Origin of the sequence: Priestia sp. J2, from assembly GCF_020790095.1 — a bacterium.
Lineage (GTDB): Bacteria > Bacillota > Bacilli > Bacillales > Bacillaceae_H > Priestia > Priestia zanthoxyli.
Genome location: NZ_CP086208.1, coordinates 762,263 through 779,317 on the forward strand (window position 1 = coordinate 762,263; position 17,055 = coordinate 779,317).

Below are 17,055 nucleotides of genomic sequence, written 5' to 3' on the forward strand. Positions count from 1 at the left end.
CCTACGATGACTGAGATGCTGTTGAAATATTTTCGTGAGCAGCAAAAGCAAGTTGAAACCGAGCGTATCTATAATACGCAGTGTCCTTACTGCAGCATGCAGTGCAAAATGCAGTTAGTTGAACAAACACATGTAAAAAGAAAAACGTATAAAACAATTGGAAGAGACAACCCTACTTCTCAAGGAAGATTATGTATCAAAGGAATGAATGCGCACCAGCATCCTTTGCATAAAGATCGGATTCAATATCCTTTGTTAAAAGTAAACGGAGAGTTTGTAAAGATTTCTTGGAGGGAAGCTCTTGACTATATTAAAGAGCACGTTACAGAGATTCAAGAGAAGAATGGAGCAGATGCGCTAGGTGTTTATGGAAGCGCCTCTATTACAAATGAAGAAGCTTATTTATTAGGGAAATTTGCTCGAGTTGCGTTAAAAACAAAGTATATTGATTACAATGGACGCTTATGTATGTCAGCTGCTGCTTCTGCTGCTAGTAAAACATTTGGCATGGACCGAGGATTTACGAATAGCTTACAAGAGATTCCGTTTACTGAATGTATTATGTTAGCTGGAACAAATATTGCGGAATGCCAGCCAACGATTATGCCTTATTTTGAAAAAGCAAAAGAAAACGGAGCTTTTATTATTGCTATTGATCCAAGAGAGACAGGTACAACTAAAATAGCTGATTTACACCTGAAGCTTAAACCGGGGAGCGACGCGGCATTAGCCAATGGAATCTTGAAGGTCATTATCGAAGAAAATTATCTAGATGAACGATTTCTACAAGAACGTGTTAATGGATTTGAAGAGGTAATGCAATATGTGGCGTCTCTAGAATTTAGTGTCATTGAAGAAAAAACGGGAGTGCCGCTTGAGAAAATGTATCAAGCTGCCCGTATGTTTGGTCAAAGAGAAACAGGAATGATTTTTACTGCTAGAGGGGTAGAGCAGCAAACAGACGGGAGTGCTGCTGTGCGGAACTTTTTGAATATTCTACTTTCTGTCGGGAAAATCGGTAAACCCCGCTGCGGATATGGAGCCATTACTGGTCAAGGAAATGGGCAAGGAGCCCGAGAACACGGTCAAAAAGCAGATCAGCTTCCAGGCTACCGTTCAATCGAAAATCACGAGCATCGGATGTATATAGCAGATGTTTGGAACATAGAGGAGAAAGATCTTCCTAGAAAAGGTGTTTCTGCATATGAAATGATTGAAAAAATTCATGACGGTGAAATTAAAGGGCTGTTTCTGGTGTGTTCAAATCCAACCGTTTCAAATCCAAACGCTAATTTTGTTAAGAAGGCTTTTGAAAAGCTTGAATTTCTAGTGGTAGCAGATCTGTTTGAATCAGAAACGGCAAAATTAGCAAACTTAATTTTACCAGCATCCTCTTATTTGGAAGATGAAGGAACGATGACAAATGTAGAGGGAAGAGTTACATTGCGCGAAGCTAGCTTTCCGCGCCGTGGCGAAATCAAACACGACTGGGAAATACTATGTGAAATTGCTAAAGTTTTAGGGAAAGAGGAATATTTTTCGTTTTCATCAGCTGAAGAAATATTTAATGAACTGCGAATAGCAAGTAAAGGAGGAATCGCGGATTACTCCGGTATTACGTACGAACGATTACGAGCGGAAAAAGGAATTTTATGGCCATGCAGAAGCTTAACAGATAAAGGAACCGAGCGCCTGTTTGAAACACGTTTTGCTCATAGTGATGGAAAGGCGATGATGGTCCCTGTCTCGAATCAAGCTATTGTTCCTAAAGCAAAAATAACGAAAAAATATCCTCTCTATTTAACAACAGGGAGAGTGGTGTCACACTATTTAACGGGTGTACAAACACGAAAAAGTGCATCTTTATCTGCTAGAAATTTCGAATCTTTTATGGAAATTCACCCTTCAACAGCGAAAAAATATGAAATATCGAATCAAGAATTAGTACAAATTGAATCTTCATATGGAAGGATTGTGGTAAGAAGCAAATTTTCAGAGGGCATTCGGCCAGATACCGTATTTGTTCCTTTTCACTGGGCGGATTCTCAAAATGTTAATAACCTTGTTTCTGAGAAATTAGATCCCGCCTGTAAGATGCCTGGCTTTAAAGTAAGTGCCGTGAATATTAGCCCTTCTGTAAAAAGAAGCAGTTATTAAAAATGCTGATGCAAAAAGCCTCTTGCAAAAAGAGGCTTTTTACGTGGAATCAGGCAAGGTGCTTTTGGTTAATACGTACATCTTGTTTTTTGAATCCAGAATAATTCAGTAAGAGACAGAATAGAGCAAAAAGCGCTAGTAAGGAAAAACCGACAACGTAATCTCCGCTTGAATCTTTTATAAAGCCTAGCACAATAGGAGGGAAAAAGCCGCCTACTCCTCCGAATGCTCCTACGATCCCCGTAACAGCTCCAATATTTCCTGTTGAAACAGATGGAACCATTTTAAAAACAGCTCCATTTCCGATACCAAGGGTAATGGCTGCAAGTAAGCAACCTGCGCTGAATAGCGCGAAGGAGCTGATGGTAAAGGCGATAAATAATCCTATTAGCAGCATTCCGGTAAAGACAAAGGTGAGTACTTTTTTTGCTCCGAATACATCCGATAAATATCCTCCAAGAGGCCGTACAAACGTTGCTAATACAACAAAAATAGCTGTTTTCAGCCCGCTGTCTACGGTTGATGCATTAAATTGATCGTGCAAAATGGTAGGGAGATAGATGCTGAATGTGACAAATCCACCGAATGTTAAAAAATAGAAAACGGACAAAAACCACGTTTCTCTAAATTTTAATACCGATAAAGATTCCTGCAACGTTTTAGGAGAAGCAGCAGAAGGGTGGTCTGAAGTTCCTACCCATAATAAAAGAGCCATTAAAGCTACCGCAATTGCTAAACTCCAAAATACCCAAGGCAAGCCAAAAGAAGAAAAGATAAGTGGAATACTAAAGCTTGCTACCGCTGATCCTAAGTTGCCCATCCCGGCAATTCCTAAAATAAAACCTTGCTTTTGAGGTGAATACCATTTAGAGACATATGTAATGGAAATAGCAAATGTTGTTCCAGCCATGCCGATAAAAAATGCCCAAAAGAGCAGCATGGAGTAAGAATGAGTAAAGCCTGCACAAATGGTAGGGAGTAAAAGAGCAAGCATTGTTAACGAATACACTTTTCTTCCGCCGAAGCGATCTGTTAAAATTCCCATCGGAATCCGCATGAGTGAACCTAATAAGACGGGAGTGGCAATTAAGATACTTTTTTCAGCGTTGGTTAATGAATACATCACTTGAATATCTGCGGCGATAGGCGCGAAGACAGACCATACTGAAAAAGCAATAATCATAGATAAAGTCGAGATAAGAAGTACAGATAAGGGCCGTTTAGAAAACATTGCTTAAAAACCTCCTTTTTTATATACAGCGTAAAGCTGTTGCAATATGGTAATTATGATACTATGCTTTCTTTCTTATGTATCATTCTGTGTTAGGCTTTCTTCCGTGGTTTTATGGGAGACCTATATTACTAATAGAAATGGGAGGAAACTTAAAGATACACGAAGTGTTCATAAAAAAACTCTCATCGTCATGCGCAGCGATGAGAGTTTTTTTATCAGTAAAAGTATCGTTTCTTATTCAGCCGTCGCAATTTCTTCTTCTACATCATGGTCTTCTAAATTAGCATTTAGAAATTCACTTGTTTCCGATAAATTGAGATTTAATTTCGTTTTTTTGCAAATTTGAATGGTAACATCCTGAACGGAGACGTCTAAAACATGTCCACCTTCTTTTTTATATTCATCAATAAAGTGCAGGTGATACCCGGGAACACCGATGCCTGAAGAATATTCTGGCGTGTAAAAACCTGCTAGTGTTCCATTTACATCTGAAGATGTAAATGTAGGCTGATCAGCAGCTGCATCTACCATGGAAGGATAGGGTTTCTCTTGCTTTGCAACAGTGCGAGTTTTTACTTCTTTAAACTTCCCGTCAATGCGTACTGCATAGAATAAATTCGGACTGGGAATAAGCTCGTTCATTAAGGTTTCTAGTTGTTCACGGTTCATTTCCTCTTCTACACGATAAGAGATATCTTCATAAAAGGTTGTCATAATGGCAAAAGGTGTTTTTGCATCTTCACTAATAGGTGCGGCTTTCCCATCAGCAATGTGATAAAATTCTCCGTCAAAGGCAATCATTTCACCATCCAGCTGATTAAACGTGCCGATGCCGAAATCACCTTTCTTAGCTAAATCCCTGTATGTGACAACACCGTCAAATACTCCGTCCAATAAAGCAATCATAGTGGAAGTTTGGTGAATCGTTAATTTTTCTTTATTGCTCATTCTTTACTCAGTCCTTTCAGTTAATTTGATCTGGCAGTAGCTGTGTATTTAATTTTTCATTATCTTTATAATCTACAGGCACGTCGATGATAACGGGGCCTTGTTCACGAAAAGCGCTTGCTAGAGTGTCCGAAAATTCTTCTGGTGAGTTCACTCTAAATCCTTTGGCACCAAAACTTTCAGCAAGCGTAACAAAGTCTACACTCCCGAACTCTACCGCAGATTTTCGGCCATATTTAATCTGCTGTTGAAAGCCAACCATATCGTAGGTTCGATCGTTCCAGATAATGTGAACAATTGGTAAGTTTAACCGAACAGCTGTCTCGAGCTCCATAGCTGAAAATAAAAACCCGCCGTCTCCAGACATGGACAGAACTTTTTTATGGGGGCGAACGAGTGCAGCTGAAATAGCCCAAGGCAAAGCAACACCTAACGTTTGCATGCCGTTGCTGAATAGTAAATGCTGAGGTTCATAGGAACGAAAATAACGAGCCATCCATATGTAATGCGAACCAACGTCACATGTGATGGTAGTATCATCTTCAACAAAGTCCTGCAGAGCTTCAATTAACTGTAGGGGATGAAGGTGAGTGTCATTAGAAAACTCGTACTGATCGTCAGGTTGTTCAAGTTTGCTTTTTAGCGTTTTTAAAAAAGAAGCACTTTCTTTTGAACGTATTAAATGTGGGAGTTTATCCGCTAATATGTCGATGGTGCTTGGGATATCCCCTACTAACTCAATTTCCGGCTGATAATGGTGGTCAGCTTGTGCTTGTACATCATCTAAATGAATAATGCTTCTTTGACTTTCTGAGTTCCAAAGAGAAGGAGGGTATTCAATTGGGTCATATCCGATTGTTAAGACGACGTCAGCATGCTTCAATAAGACGTCTCCAGGCTGATTGCGAAAAAGACCTACTCGTCCAAAAAAGTGAGTTTCAAGCTCTCGTGAAACAGCTCCCGCACCTTGGAACGTTTCTACGACAGGAAGGTCATGTTCTGCTACGAGTTGACGGATTGATTCCACTGCTTTAGATTTACTTGCTCTCATACCTAAAAGTAAAACAGGTAGTTTTGCTGTGCGAATAGTGTGTATAGCTTGGGCAACAGCGTCTAAATTAGCAGCGCCAATCGTAGGAGTTTTTAGAAAGGATAGAGTGGAAGCTGATGTTTCGCCATCCATTACATCCTGCGGCAAGCTGACAAAAGATGCTCCTGAAGGAGAAGAAACAGCTTCACGAAAGGCGTCTGTTATCACTTCTGGAACGTTTGCAGCATCTTCTACCTCAACGCTGAATTTGGCGATAGATTTAAATAGTCCTTCATTGTCCATTGATTGATGCGTCTTTTTTAATCGATCTGCTCTTGGAACGGCTCCTGCTAGGGCTACCACTGGATCACCTTCAGAAGTAGCAGTGACAAGGCCAGTGGCTAAATTAGCGGCACCTGGACCTGATGTGACAAGGCAAACGCCCGGCGTACCTGTCAATCTTCCCATAGCAGCTGCCATAAACGCAGCATTTTGTTCGTGGCGGCAAACAATTACTTCCGGTCCTTTTTCTTTCAAAACATCAAATACGCCATCAATTTTGGCTCCTGGAATGCCAAAAATATAAGGCACATTCTGACTTGCTAAACTTTCTACTAGTAAATCGGCGCCTTTTTTTGTTTCGGTAGTATCAGCATTACTCATCATGCATTCTCTCCTTTAAGTTTCTTAAATAAGTTTTAAGGCCTACTGATTGAATACCCAATTTGTATGACAACTAACCAAAGGAAAGGAGAAGGTTTTAATTTTCTAAATAAAAAACTTCCCTAATTAATTAGGGAAGCAGAGATGTACCTATTGCGAATAAAACACATCTGTTTTATCTGTAGGTTTATGGTACTTGGGGGATAGCAAGTGAAAGTCCTACGCGGCTCTTATTTGGTATGGTTAAAAAGCTTTTGGTAACGAACAATTTTTTGATCTAGCTTTTGACTTAATTTTAAGATCTCACCGTGAGAATAGCTGCTTGTTTTCTTAGCTAATTGGTAAATATCTGATTGTAAGGCTCGAATTTCTTTTTCTAACTGTGGTTGCTTCATTGAAATCCTCTCCAAGTCAGAATACTTCTATCTTCTATCTTTTATCTAATAGTATGAAATTCCTTCATATTTGTAAAATGTTTTTTGTTTTGAAAAATATGAAATAGGTAAAGAGCTGCTGACAAGCTTTGTCGAACACTTTTTTTACCTATTTTCAACAAATATGATATACTAAGGCTAGGAAAAATGACAATCCGGAGCGCACGTTCAGTTATTCTTAACAAGCGAATGAATTCTTAGCTTTGACAAGTTTAACTTGTAAGGTGAAGAAATTCATCACATAATCTTATTAGATCTGAACCTTGTTAGCCCGGATGAGGATTTGTCGAAAACGATTCACTAGAAAAAACCTTCGAGACCGCCAACTCGGAGGTTTTTTTATTTTTGTGTATGGGAAGTAAAAAAAAGACATAGACTAATAAAGAAAAAGGTCCTGCACCCATAATCGGCCGTAGTTGATTACACCTTGTCCATTTCTGCAAGGAAGCTGTCTTTTTACTATAGGGAAGTGCCGCCAAACACCATTCCCTAAAGACAATCAGCACACGAGCCTTATGGATGAAGAACCCTTTAGACGATACTTATCGGTGATTACTTATTTTACTACTGGAAAAATAGCAAAATAAGAGCGACTATGGCTCCTAAAAGCTCCACGTAAGCCGTTAGGAGCTGAACATTCTCAGCATCTAGGAAAAATGACTTGAGGATTCGTCTCAGACTATCCACCACCTTTTTTTTCCTTGCGTGAGTTCCCAAGGGAAAGAAAGGGGACGACAGTGCTTCTTTATTTTAACAAAAGTAGGAAATGATAAGTAGATTTATTTGAAGTGTAAATTAAAAAAGCATGTAAAATACATGCTTTTTTAATTTGGGTAAATTTCTTTTATGCGTCCGACTTGTCCATCTGTTAAACGAACTTTGATACCGTGCGGGTGAAAGCTTGAATTGGTCAGAATGTCTTTGACCGTTCCGTGTGTAAGTTTTCCAGAACGCTGATCTGCTTTTAAAACAATGTCGACTTCAATTCCAGGGGCTACGTCTTTTCTATTTTGTCCGTTCATTATACACCTGTTCTCTTTCGCTGATTATTCGTTTTTTTGGTTTGTTGACTCGTCAGCTTTTTGGTTGCTTGATTGGTACTGCCGTTCTTAGCTTTACTTGAAGATTGATTTTTCTTATTAGCAAGCTGCTGTTTGATAGCATCTTGAAGGCTAATTTTCTTTTTAAGTTGTTCTGTCATAAAGGTTCCTCCTGAATACGTACATCGTCTGAAAAAACAAAGAAAGTAAGGGAATGAAAAAGCTGACTATCTAGTCAGCTTTTTTTAATTAGAAACAGTGACTTCTTCTACAGGCTGCATAAGTACAGCTTCTTTATCAGGGTACGTTTTTTCAATATGATGTTCTCCCCAAGAGCATAGTGAATCAAGAATGCTTTTTAAAGACCATCCGTAATCTGTTAAAGAATATTCTACTCGAGGCGGCATTTCATTGTACATTTTTCTAACAATGATGCCGTCTGCTTCAAGCTCACGAAGCTGCTGCGTTAATACTTTTTGTGTAACGCGCGGCATAATTCTTTTTAATTCTCCAGGGCGTTTTGTCCCTTTAATTAAGTGGCAAAGAATAACGACTTTCCACTTGCCTCCAATGACTTCTAGTGCCGCTTCCACTGGAATATTATATTTTTTCACGTTAACAACTCTCCTTGTTCTAGAGATAACGGTTAAATGCATGGTTTCGCATTTTTTCTGATGTTTATCATACCACTATAGCGCAGAATTTTCTAGGTGTAAGCATTTTTTTAGAATACCCAATAGTTCATGACTTTAGTATTTACGCTTATTGTAACCTCCAGGTACCTATATCACTTGAAAGTGCGTACTTTTTCTTTGGTTCTACATCGCTCATAATAACAATTGTTGATGGCCGGTTAGCGAATATATGAAGGGTACCTAAGCTAATCAGCTGTAAGAGAAGCTATTATAAAAAGTTATTATAACGAACAGGAGGCGTTAAGAAGTGAATACACTTTCACAAACACAACAAAGTAAAAAAAGCGGTGCTTTGCCGCTATTAGCGCTAGCTATTAGCGCCTTTGGAATCGGGACAACAGAGTTTGTTCCAGTAGGTTTATTATCATCGCTTGCAGATGATTTAAATATTTCCATTACACTAGCAGGGTTATTAATTTCAGGGTACGCAATGGGAGTTGCATTTGGAGCGCCCGTATTAACAGCATTAACAAGTAAAATGAGCAGAAAATCATTGCTGATGCTATTAATGGTTATTTTTATCGTAGGAAACTCAGTAGCAGCTTTATCAACAAGCTTTGGGCTGCTGCTTATAGCACGAATTATTACTGCATTTTCACACGGGATTTTCTTTTCTATCGGTGCGACTATCGCTGCTGATTTGGTGCCGGAAGATAAGCGGGCAAGTGCCATTGCTTTAATGTTTACAGGTTTGACAGTTGCAACTGTTACAGGTGTTCCACTTGGTACATTTATCGGACAAGCTTTCGGCTGGAGAGCAACATTTTGGGGAGTAGCGTTACTTGGCGTTATTGCCATTATTGCCAGTGCTCTTTTAGTGCCTAAAAACTTAAAAGAAGCGCCGCCGGCAAAGTTTAGTGATCAATTAAAAATTTTGAAAAACGGGCCGCTTTTACTATCGTTTGCTATTACTGCTTTAGGTTATGGCGGAACGTTTGTAGCTTATACGTATTTAGCACCTATTCTTGAAAAGTTAACAGGATACGCACCAAGCGCAGTTAGTATCTTGCTATTAGTATACGGCGTAGCAGTAGCCATCGGAAATACGATTGGAGGAAAAGCTGCGAATAAAAATCCGTTAAAAGCATTATTTTGGATGTTTTTAATTCAAGCCGTTATCTTAGTTATTTTATCGTTTACTGCATCGTTTAAAGTAGCGGGAACAATTACGATTTTTGCCATGGGCTTATTGGCATTTATGAACGTACCTGGACTGCAAGTGCTGGTCGTGAACTTAGCTGAAAAGTATGTTCCTTCAGCAGTAAACGTAGCCTCTGCGCTGAATATTGCTGCATTTAACGTTGGAATTGCTATTGGTTCTTTTGTAGGCGGCCTGATTGTTGATTCCATTGGTCTTGTTCATACTCCTTGGATTGGAGGAGTGATGGTTTTAGGAGCGGTCTTATTAACCGCATGGAGCCGCTCAATAGAAGCAAAAGCAAAATAAAACAGAGATCATCGCCTTTTGCGATGATCTCTTAGCTGTAAAAGGAGAGGAAGCAAATGACTACATTTCAACATCATAAGGCGTATCGTCGTATGTATAAGGAGAATGAGTTAACGTTAGGTTTGCATATGCCGCTTGAAAATTATCAGTATGCCACGCCTACGATGGAGAAACAAGTAGAGCTCACGCAGCTTGCAGAACAATATGGATTTACAAGCTTATGGTTCCGTGATGTCCTTCTTCAAGATCCATCATTTGGCGATCCAGCCACGGGTCAAATTTATGATATGCTTATTTATTTGACTTACCTTGCCAGTCAAACAAAAGAAATTGCTCTCAGTACATCTGCTATTGTGCTACCTTTACGCCATCCGCTTCGTGTAGCTAAAGAAATGGCAACCATTGATCAGCTTTTTCCTGAGCGTTTGATTATGGGCGTATCCTCTGGAGACCGTCAAGCAGATTTTCGAGGGTTAGGTATTCCTCATGAAGAAAGAGGAAAGCGATTTGCAGAGGCTTTTCATTATTTAGAAGAAGCGTTAAATAAAGAATTTCCATCTATCCAGTCTGCTTTGGGGTCCATTCAAGGAGCAAATGTTGTTCCTAAGCCAACGAAACGTATTCCAACGATGATCACGGGATACAGCCAGCAAAATATGGAGTGGTTTGCACAGCATGGAGACGGCTGGATGTATTATCCTCGTCATCCGCATTTTCAAGCAGAAGCCATTAAACAGTGGAGAGAACTGGTTGATATCTATCATCCAGGCGTTTTTAAACCTTTTACACAACCTATGCATCTAGATTTGGCAGAAGATCCAAATGAAATGCCAACGCCAATTCGTTTAGGATTTCGAGCAGGGCGTAATACATTAATTGAGCTTCTTTCTATTTATAAAGAAATAGGAGTTAACCATCTCTTTTTTGCTCTTTTTGATAGTAAGCGTCCGGCTGAAGAAGTCATACATGAGCTTGGTGAAGAAGTGCTTCCGCATTTCCCATCTCATATGTAGCAAACAAAAAGAGGCTGAGACAAAAGCAGTTTACTTAAAGGAAAATCCGAACGATGAATCGTTCGGATTTTTTCATTTATCCAATTCGCTCATCTTTAGATTCCAGATTCCATTGATTTCGTTATGTCTAACTCTCTTTTTATATAGATTTCAAGTTATAGGATATATAAGAAATATGTATTAGAGTTATTGATTCTATGTTCTTTATAATAAAAGTATCCATTATCTCCTTGGGTGATATAAAGTCGAAAGGAGAAACACGATGAGTGTTGCATTTCTATTTCCAGGACAAGGTGCACAATATGCTGGTATGCTTCATGATATAAAAAATAAATGGGGATTAACGACTACGTTTGAAGAAGCAAGTGAGGCTTTAAATCAAGACGTATTATCGTTAGATTCGTCAGAAAAATTAAAATATAATAAAAATGTTCAGATATGTCTTTTTATTGCAGGAGTGGCTACGGCTAGATCGTTTAAAAACAAAGGTTACTCGCCAGACGTGGTAGGAGGGCATTCAATAGGGGCGTTTGGAGCAGCAGTTATATCTGAAGTGTTATCTTTTAAAGAAGCTCTTTTTCTTGTGGGAAAAAGAGGGGAACTGATGGGAAATGCCTATCCTGATGGTTATGGTATGGGGGTTGTAATGGGACTGCGCGAACATCAGCTTCTCTCTATTGTACATGAAATATCCACCGATGCAGCTCCTGTTTACGTAGCGAATCTAAATGCTCCTGATCAAATAACGCTTTCTGGCACCTTAAAAGCAATTGAGGAAGTTCTTGAAAAAGCATCTAAAAAAGGGGCTAGGAAAACCAAAATGCTTCATGTAAAGGTGCCTTCTCACTGTCCTCTTATGGAAGGAGTTTCGAGCGAATTACGAAAAATAATAACGGAAGTGAAAGGAAAAGACCCGATCGTTCCTTTTATAGGTAATTGTAAAGCTCGGAAATTATGGAAAGCTGCTGATATTAAGGAAGATCTGGCAGCGAGTGTTGCCCTGCCCGTCCGTTGGCATGATATGACGGAAGTTATGTATGAAATGGGTACAAGATTATATATTGAAATGGCTCCAGGAAGAGTACTAACGGATTTGACTGCTAAGAGCTTTCCGGAAGCAAGGGCTATTTCTGCAGCCGAATCTACTATGAAATCTGTGTTAATTTTAATGGAGAAAGAAAAAATGTAAGCGCATTAATTTAGGAGTAGAAGAAAGGAGCTAGAACATGAGTGGAATAAAAAAAACTTCAAAATCATGGACAACCCGCCGAGATCAAAAAGCAGCTCGCCTTGCGAAAATAGACCAACTTCTTAAAGGAAAGTTATTGGATAATGAACACATTATTGAAGCGTTAGAATTGCTTATATCACCCGGAGATAAAGTAGTGCTTGAAGGAGACAATCAAAAGCAAGCATCTTTTTTATCAAAGGCGCTGAATGAAGTAAGCGCTGATAAAATAAACGGTCTTCATATGATTATGTCTAGTATTTCACGCCCGGAACACCTCGACATATTTGAGAAAGGAATTGCTGAAAAAATTGATTTTTCGTACGCCGGTGCTCAAAGTCTTCGCGTATCTCAAATGATTGAAGATGGCACGTTGAAAATGGGAGAAATTCATACATATCTAGAGCTTTACGGACGCCTTTTCATTGATTTAATTCCCAATATTGCATTAGTGGCTGCCGATAAAGCGGATGCACAAGGTAACTTATATACAGGAGCAAATACGGAAGAAACGCCGACGATTATCGAAGCAACAGCGTTTAAGGACGGAATTGTCATTGTGCAGGTAAATGAACTTGTTGAAGAACTTCCGCGAGTTGATATTCCGGCTTCTTGGATTGATTGTATCGTCGTGGCCAATCAGCCTTATCAATTGGAAGCTTTATTTACCCGAGATCCTCGTCATATTACAGAGCTCCAAATTCTAATGGCTATGATGACGATTCGAGGTATCTATGAGCGCCACAGCGTACAATCATTAAATCATGGCATTGGCTTTAATACAGCTGCAATTGAGCTTTTGCTGCCTACCTATGGAGAAAAGTTAGGGCTGAAAGGTAAAATATGCAAGCACTGGGCTCTGAACCCTCACCCTACGTTAATTCCGGCTATTGAAAGCGGATGGATTGAGAGCGTACACTGCTTTGGCGGAGAAGTAGGAATGGAACAATACACAGCAGCCCGTCCAGATGTATTTTTTACAGGACGCGACGGCAGCCTGCGCTCAAACCGTGCGATGTGTCAAGTCGCTGGTCAATATGCGGTAGATGCTTTCGTGGGATCAACTTTGCAAATAGATGGAGAAGGAAATTCTTCTACCGTCACATCTGGACGTTTATCAGGGTTTGGCGGAGCGCCTAACATGGGGCATGATCCTAGAGGCCGACGGCATTCTACGTCTGCTTGGTTGGATATGATGAACGATAAGCATGAATTAGCAAGAGGCAGAAAGCTAGTTGTACAAATGGTTGAAACCTTTCAATCAGGAAATGAGCCTGTTTTCGTTGAGTCTTTGGATGCGGTAAATGTAGCTAAACAAGCAAACTTAGCTACTGCTCCTGTCATGATTTACGGGGATGATGTGACACATGTCGTGACTGAAGAAGGAATTGCTTATTTATATAAAGCACAAAGCTTGGAAGAAAGAAAAGCAGCGCTTGAAGCAGTAGCGGGGGTAACGCCTATAGGGTTACGGCACAACCAAAATAAAGTGGAAAGAATGCGCAGAGATGGCTTAGTGGCTTTTCCGGAAGATTTACAGATTCGCCGTACGGAAGCAAAGCGTTCGCTGTTAGCGGCGAAAAGTGTAGAAGATTTAGTAGAATGGTCAGATGGTTTATATAATCCGCCTGCTAAATTTAGGAGCTGGTAAAAAATATGCGTATTCAAGAAGAGCCAAAAACAACTGTGTTTTCTTCATGCCTGATAGCTAAAATGGCAGTTACCGCTTTGGTTGATGAAGCGGTACTTACACCTAAGCCGGGGCTTGTAGATGCAGCAACAACTGGATCTCATCAAGATATGAATATTGAGACGCTGCTAGCCTCTGCTTATGCTTTACAACCGACCTTCTCACAGATTGCATTATATAGTCAAGGAAAGCAGCCGAGTCAGATGCTAAGGGAAGAAATTGCTCGAATTGGACGCGAAGGTGAACAAATTATGTACGCGGCTACGGATGGTGTCAATACACACAAGGGAGCTATTTGGGCATTAGGTCTACTTGCTTCTGCAACAGCGGTTTGCGGTATTCAAGCATCACCTGCATCCATCACAGAAGCTGCAGGAAAAATTGCTCGTTATGCAGATCGCTTTTGTACTCTGCATTCATCTAATGGACTTCGTGTGAAAAAAAAGTATGGCGCAAAAGGAGCGGCTGGAGAGGCGAAGCAAGGATTTCCTCACGTGATTCATATAGGCTTGCCTGCTTTACATAAGGCTCGCAAGCTAGGCATACATGAAACATCAGCGCGGATTGATACTTTAGTAACACTAATAGCCAATCTTGATGATACGTGTATTTTGCATCGTGCTGGTCCAGTTGTATTAGAGGAGGTTAAAATGGCGGCATCCAATGTGTTAGAAGTTGGAGGGGTATCTACATCAATAGGAAAACAGCGGCTGGAAGCGTTAGATCATATTTTTCTATCATCTAACGCTTCTCCAGGTGGAAGTGCAGATTTGCTGGCTGCTGTATTATTTTTAGATCGAATATCTCTTTTTAAAGAATCATAAACGTCTGCAGGGAGGAGTGAGTGGCTAATGGAAACGTTAGTGTTTAAATACAAAGCCGATCGAAAGTTAACTCAGCGCGCACATGTAGGCGTTGTTGGTTCAGGGGATTTAGAAATCTTAATGGTTCCTTCTGATGAAGAACATGCTCACGTATCAGTACGAACAGGAAGTGAAGGGTTTAGTGAAACCTGGAAAGCCGTATTAGATCGGTTTTTTAGTGCTCATATGATTCAAGCGAAAATTGTAATTAATGATTTCGGTGCTACGCCCGGTGTAGTCGCTTTGCGTCTTGCACAAGCTTTGGAGGTGAGTGAAAATGGGAGTGAATAATCAAAGCTTTATTGAGTTAAATGGAAGAGAACGAGCCCAGGCAATCTTAGATCAAGGTACATTTCGTGAGCTGCTCGGCCCTTTTGACGGGATCGAGTCGCCTCATTTACCTAAGCAAAATATTGTTCCTCAAAGCGATGATGGTGTCATCATAGCAAGTGGGCTAATAGCAGGGGAGCCAGCAGTTGTCATTTCAATAGAAGGAGGATTTCAAGGGGGAGGCATTGGTGAAGTATCGGGAGCTAAAATTGCAGGAGCTTTAGAATTAGCTCTTAATAATCACAAAAAAGGTGTTCCTGTTAGACCTGTTTTTCTATTCGATACAGGAGGGGTAAGGCTGCAAGAAGCGAATTATGGACTTTTGTCGATATCTGAAATTGGCTCAGCGGTAGTTGCTCTGCGTGAGCATACACCTGTTGTCGGAGTTATTTCAGGAAATGTAGGCTGCTTTGGAGGAATGTCTATCACTGCTTCACTCTTTAGTTATCTCATTGTGACAAAAGAAGCAAGGTTTGGTCTTAACGGCCCGGAAGTGATCGAACAAGAAGCGGGGGTTGAAGAGTTTGATGCAAGAGACCGAAGCTTAATCTGGAAAACGATTGGCGGTATTCAACGCTATGAAACGGGGTTTGCAGATACATTAGCACAGGATGATGTTACTGCTATTCAACGAGCGGTTCAAGAGACGTTTCAAAAAAAAGAAAAATTAGCTAGTAAAACAGAACAAGTAGATTTTTATAGGCATTTGCTTAGCAAGGTTGATCCTTCAGAAAAAATGGCTCCTTATCAATTTCAAGAATTGTATAAAGCAACAAAAAATGAACATATCCCTTCAGCAGTCTCTTACTCGTTGAACGAAGTTCCAGGTAGCATGCCTAACAGCCGCGGTCGCGTGTGGATTAACGCTTTAATAAATGATGAAGAAGCAGATTTTGAAATTCCTTCCGTTCTTTATAAAGACGCACTGCTAGGAAGAGAAAAGGTCCGATATATATCGGTTGTACCTAATCCTTATAATCGTTTCTTACGTGCACGAAAAGGGGAAGTAGGACTAGATGAAGGATGGGCAATTGCTAAGCACGTTCGTGAAGTAATACAAGAAGATCGAAATCAATCTCCGCGCCCTATAATTGCCATTGTGGACGTACCGAGTCAAGCGTATGGCTATCATGAAGAACTTCTAGGTATTCACTATGCTTGCGCTGCTGCAGCTGATGCTTATGCAGCAGCGCGCTTAGCAGGTCATCCGGTTATTACGTTAATTGTCGGAAAAGCAATTTCAGGAGCATTTTTGGCTCATGGATACCAATCGAATCGAATTTTGGCTTTAAAAGACGAAGGAGTGAATGTTCACGCCATGTCCAAACAGTCGGCAGCGCGCATTACTAAAAGAAGTATAAAAGAACTTGAGGAAGCTTCAAAGAAAGTCCCGTCCATGGCTTATGATATTAAATCATTTGCTTCACTTGGCGCTTTATATGAGCTGGTTAGCGGTATTCAAGCAGAGCAGCCCACAGAGCGCGACGTTCAAATGATTCAAGATATTTTAATTGGAGCAGTAGAAGATGTTCGCTGTGAAGGTGTATACGATTTAAGCAGCCGGCTGCACAGTGAGCAAGCAAGAAAGGAAGGGCGAAAAGCTTCTTTATGGGTAAGAGGTGAGTTGGAAAAACAATGGAATATATAGCTCATGATTTGCTTCAGTTAAAAGAGGAAGCAAAGCTTATCAGTTATACACCTATCCCCGAGTGGGTGGAATATTCATTAGCCAAGGCTCCATTTGTAGTGGTAAGGCGTGCTGTTCACCGAGATAAACTGATACCTATTGGAGTAAGAGGAGAACGAAGGAATCAGCGTTTTGGTGCTTTTTTATCTGAGGAGGCCATTAAACAAACAATTAGGCCGGAAAATCTCGTTTCATTTTTTCAAAACGCCCAGTCTAGAAACATGCCAGCTATACGCGCTTTGGAAGAGGTGGCTATTATTTTTGAAAAATTTGCGTGGGGACCAACCGGCAGTGTAGGGTTCGAGCTTGCAAGCGGTGAAGAAGTTGTCACGACAACCAGTGATTTAGATGTACTTATTCGCCTTTCTTCTTATTTGTCGGTGAAACAAGCGGAAATGATAGTCAGTAAGCTAAAGAGATGCCCAGTTTCTGTAGATGTACAGGTAGAAACAGAAAAAGGAGCCTTTTCTCTAGCGGAATACGCAAAAGGCGAAGAGACGCTGCTTCTGCGTACTGTATATGGTCCTGCCTTAGTAAAACTGAATCAATTAGCATAAAAGACGGATGAGGGATTTGAACCTTTTCCGTCTTTTCTG

16 protein-coding genes are annotated in these 17,055 nt (G+C 40.3%); 9 read left to right on the top strand and 7 right to left on the bottom strand.

Annotated elements, in window-relative coordinates:
* Window positions 1–6 precede the first annotated feature (6 nt).
* Window positions 7–2,157, top strand: a complete 2,151-nt coding sequence (nasC, locus tag LJY09_RS04005; protein WP_028412305.1) for an assimilatory nitrate reductase catalytic subunit NasC — start codon at window positions 7–9, stop codon at window positions 2,155–2,157.
* Window positions 2,158–2,206: 49 nt separating this feature from the next.
* Here nasC and LJY09_RS04010 read toward each other — a convergent pair whose 3' ends face one another.
* The 7 genes from LJY09_RS04010 to LJY09_RS04040 all read right to left on the bottom strand — a co-directional run bounded on the left by LJY09_RS04010 (window position 2,207) and on the right by LJY09_RS04040 (window position 8,120).
* Complete coding sequence (locus LJY09_RS04010; protein ID WP_028412304.1) at window positions 2,207–3,388, bottom strand: MFS transporter; 1,182 nt, start codon at window positions 3,386–3,388, stop codon at window positions 2,207–2,209.
* A gap of 237 nt (window positions 3,389–3,625) precedes the next feature.
* Complete coding sequence (budA, locus tag LJY09_RS04015; protein ID WP_028412303.1) at window positions 3,626–4,339, bottom strand: acetolactate decarboxylase; 714 nt, start codon at window positions 4,337–4,339, stop codon at window positions 3,626–3,628.
* A 16-nt stretch (window positions 4,340–4,355) separates the two neighbouring features.
* The gene (gene alsS / locus LJY09_RS04020) at window positions 4,356–6,035 is read right to left on the bottom strand and encodes an acetolactate synthase AlsS (RefSeq protein WP_081732846.1); all 1,680 of its coding nucleotides are present in this window, start codon (window positions 6,033–6,035) and stop codon (window positions 4,356–4,358) included.
* A 227-nt stretch (window positions 6,036–6,262) separates the two neighbouring features.
* Window positions 6,263–6,427 (bottom strand): aspartyl-phosphate phosphatase Spo0E family protein, encoded by a 165-nt coding sequence (locus LJY09_RS04025; RefSeq protein WP_080754377.1) that lies wholly within the window; start codon window positions 6,425–6,427, stop codon window positions 6,263–6,265.
* Window positions 6,428–7,290: 863 nt separating this feature from the next.
* The gene (locus LJY09_RS04030) at window positions 7,291–7,488 is read right to left on the bottom strand and encodes a YwbE family protein (protein ID WP_013055498.1); all 198 of its coding nucleotides are present in this window, start codon (window positions 7,486–7,488) and stop codon (window positions 7,291–7,293) included.
* The gene (locus LJY09_RS04035; RefSeq protein WP_028412301.1) at window positions 7,488–7,667 is read right to left on the bottom strand and encodes a hypothetical protein; all 180 of its coding nucleotides are present in this window, start codon (window positions 7,665–7,667) and stop codon (window positions 7,488–7,490) included. The genes LJY09_RS04030 and LJY09_RS04035 overlap by 1 nt, the downstream gene beginning before the upstream one ends.
* A gap of 84 nt (window positions 7,668–7,751) precedes the next feature.
* On the bottom strand, window positions 7,752–8,120 hold the full coding sequence (locus tag LJY09_RS04040) for a winged helix-turn-helix transcriptional regulator (RefSeq protein WP_013055500.1): 369 nt from the start codon (window positions 8,118–8,120) through the stop codon (window positions 7,752–7,754).
* Between the two features lie 328 nt (window positions 8,121–8,448).
* Here LJY09_RS04040 and LJY09_RS04045 point away from each other — a divergent pair, with 328 nt between their 5' ends.
* The 8 genes from LJY09_RS04045 to LJY09_RS04080 all read left to right on the top strand — a co-directional run bounded on the left by LJY09_RS04045 (window position 8,449) and on the right by LJY09_RS04080 (window position 17,016).
* Window positions 8,449–9,648, top strand: coding sequence for an MFS transporter (locus LJY09_RS04045; protein ID WP_014461498.1), 1,200 nt, complete (start codon window positions 8,449–8,451; stop codon window positions 9,646–9,648).
* A gap of 56 nt (window positions 9,649–9,704) precedes the next feature.
* Window positions 9,705–10,661, top strand: a complete 957-nt coding sequence (locus LJY09_RS04050; RefSeq protein WP_028412299.1) for an LLM class oxidoreductase — start codon at window positions 9,705–9,707, stop codon at window positions 10,659–10,661.
* A gap of 262 nt (window positions 10,662–10,923) precedes the next feature.
* Complete coding sequence (locus LJY09_RS04055; RefSeq protein ID WP_028412298.1) at window positions 10,924–11,850, top strand: ACP S-malonyltransferase; 927 nt, start codon at window positions 10,924–10,926, stop codon at window positions 11,848–11,850.
* Between the two features lie 37 nt (window positions 11,851–11,887).
* On the top strand, window positions 11,888–13,540 hold the full coding sequence (mdcA, locus tag LJY09_RS04060; protein ID WP_154973544.1) for a malonate decarboxylase subunit alpha: 1,653 nt from the start codon (window positions 11,888–11,890) through the stop codon (window positions 13,538–13,540).
* A 5-nt stretch (window positions 13,541–13,545) separates the two neighbouring features.
* Window positions 13,546–14,403 carry a triphosphoribosyl-dephospho-CoA synthase gene (locus tag LJY09_RS04065; RefSeq protein WP_028412296.1) on the top strand — a complete coding sequence of 286 codons (858 nt, stop codon included), beginning with the start codon at window positions 13,546–13,548 and terminating at the stop codon, window positions 14,401–14,403.
* A 27-nt stretch (window positions 14,404–14,430) separates the two neighbouring features.
* The gene (locus tag LJY09_RS04070) at window positions 14,431–14,733 is read left to right on the top strand and encodes a malonate decarboxylase subunit delta (protein ID WP_028412295.1); all 303 of its coding nucleotides are present in this window, start codon (window positions 14,431–14,433) and stop codon (window positions 14,731–14,733) included.
* Window positions 14,720–16,420 carry a biotin-independent malonate decarboxylase subunit beta gene (gene mdcD, locus LJY09_RS04075; protein ID WP_028412294.1) on the top strand — a complete coding sequence of 567 codons (1,701 nt, stop codon included), beginning with the start codon at window positions 14,720–14,722 and terminating at the stop codon, window positions 16,418–16,420. Before LJY09_RS04070 ends, mdcD begins: the two co-directional genes overlap by 14 nt.
* Window positions 16,408–17,016 carry a malonate decarboxylase holo-ACP synthase gene (locus tag LJY09_RS04080; RefSeq protein ID WP_028412293.1) on the top strand — a complete coding sequence of 203 codons (609 nt, stop codon included), beginning with the start codon at window positions 16,408–16,410 and terminating at the stop codon, window positions 17,014–17,016. The genes mdcD and LJY09_RS04080 overlap by 13 nt, the downstream gene beginning before the upstream one ends.
* Window positions 17,017–17,055 lie beyond the last annotated feature (39 nt).

What these genes read in the sequence shown, in the direction of transcription:
- nasC (WP_028412305.1), top strand. Translation starts at nt 7, where the DNA reads ATGACTGAGATGCTGTTGAAATATTTTCGTGAGCAGCAAAAGCAAGTT.
- LJY09_RS04010 (WP_028412304.1), bottom strand. Translation starts at nt 3,388, where the DNA reads ATGTTTTCTAAACGGCCCTTATCTGTACTTCTTATCTCGACTTTATCT.
- budA (WP_028412303.1), bottom strand. Translation starts at nt 4,339, where the DNA reads ATGAGCAATAAAGAAAAATTAACGATTCACCAAACTTCCACTATGATT.
- alsS (WP_081732846.1), bottom strand. Translation starts at nt 6,035, where the DNA reads ATGATGAGTAATGCTGATACTACCGAAACAAAAAAAGGCGCCGATTTA.
- LJY09_RS04025 (WP_080754377.1), bottom strand. Translation starts at nt 6,427, where the DNA reads ATGAAGCAACCACAGTTAGAAAAAGAAATTCGAGCCTTACAATCAGAT.
- LJY09_RS04030 (WP_013055498.1), bottom strand. Translation starts at nt 7,488, where the DNA reads ATGAACGGACAAAATAGAAAAGACGTAGCCCCTGGAATTGAAGTCGAC.
- LJY09_RS04035 (WP_028412301.1), bottom strand. Translation starts at nt 7,667, where the DNA reads ATGACAGAACAACTTAAAAAGAAAATTAGCCTTCAAGATGCTATCAAA.
- LJY09_RS04050 (WP_028412299.1), top strand. Translation starts at nt 9,705, where the DNA reads ATGACTACATTTCAACATCATAAGGCGTATCGTCGTATGTATAAGGAG.
- LJY09_RS04055 (WP_028412298.1), top strand. Translation starts at nt 10,924, where the DNA reads ATGAGTGTTGCATTTCTATTTCCAGGACAAGGTGCACAATATGCTGGT.
- mdcA (WP_154973544.1), top strand. Translation starts at nt 11,888, where the DNA reads ATGAGTGGAATAAAAAAAACTTCAAAATCATGGACAACCCGCCGAGAT.
- LJY09_RS04065 (WP_028412296.1), top strand. Translation starts at nt 13,546, where the DNA reads ATGCGTATTCAAGAAGAGCCAAAAACAACTGTGTTTTCTTCATGCCTG.
- LJY09_RS04070 (WP_028412295.1), top strand. Translation starts at nt 14,431, where the DNA reads ATGGAAACGTTAGTGTTTAAATACAAAGCCGATCGAAAGTTAACTCAG.
- mdcD (WP_028412294.1), top strand. Translation starts at nt 14,720, where the DNA reads ATGGGAGTGAATAATCAAAGCTTTATTGAGTTAAATGGAAGAGAACGA.
- LJY09_RS04080 (WP_028412293.1), top strand. Translation starts at nt 16,408, where the DNA reads ATGGAATATATAGCTCATGATTTGCTTCAGTTAAAAGAGGAAGCAAAG.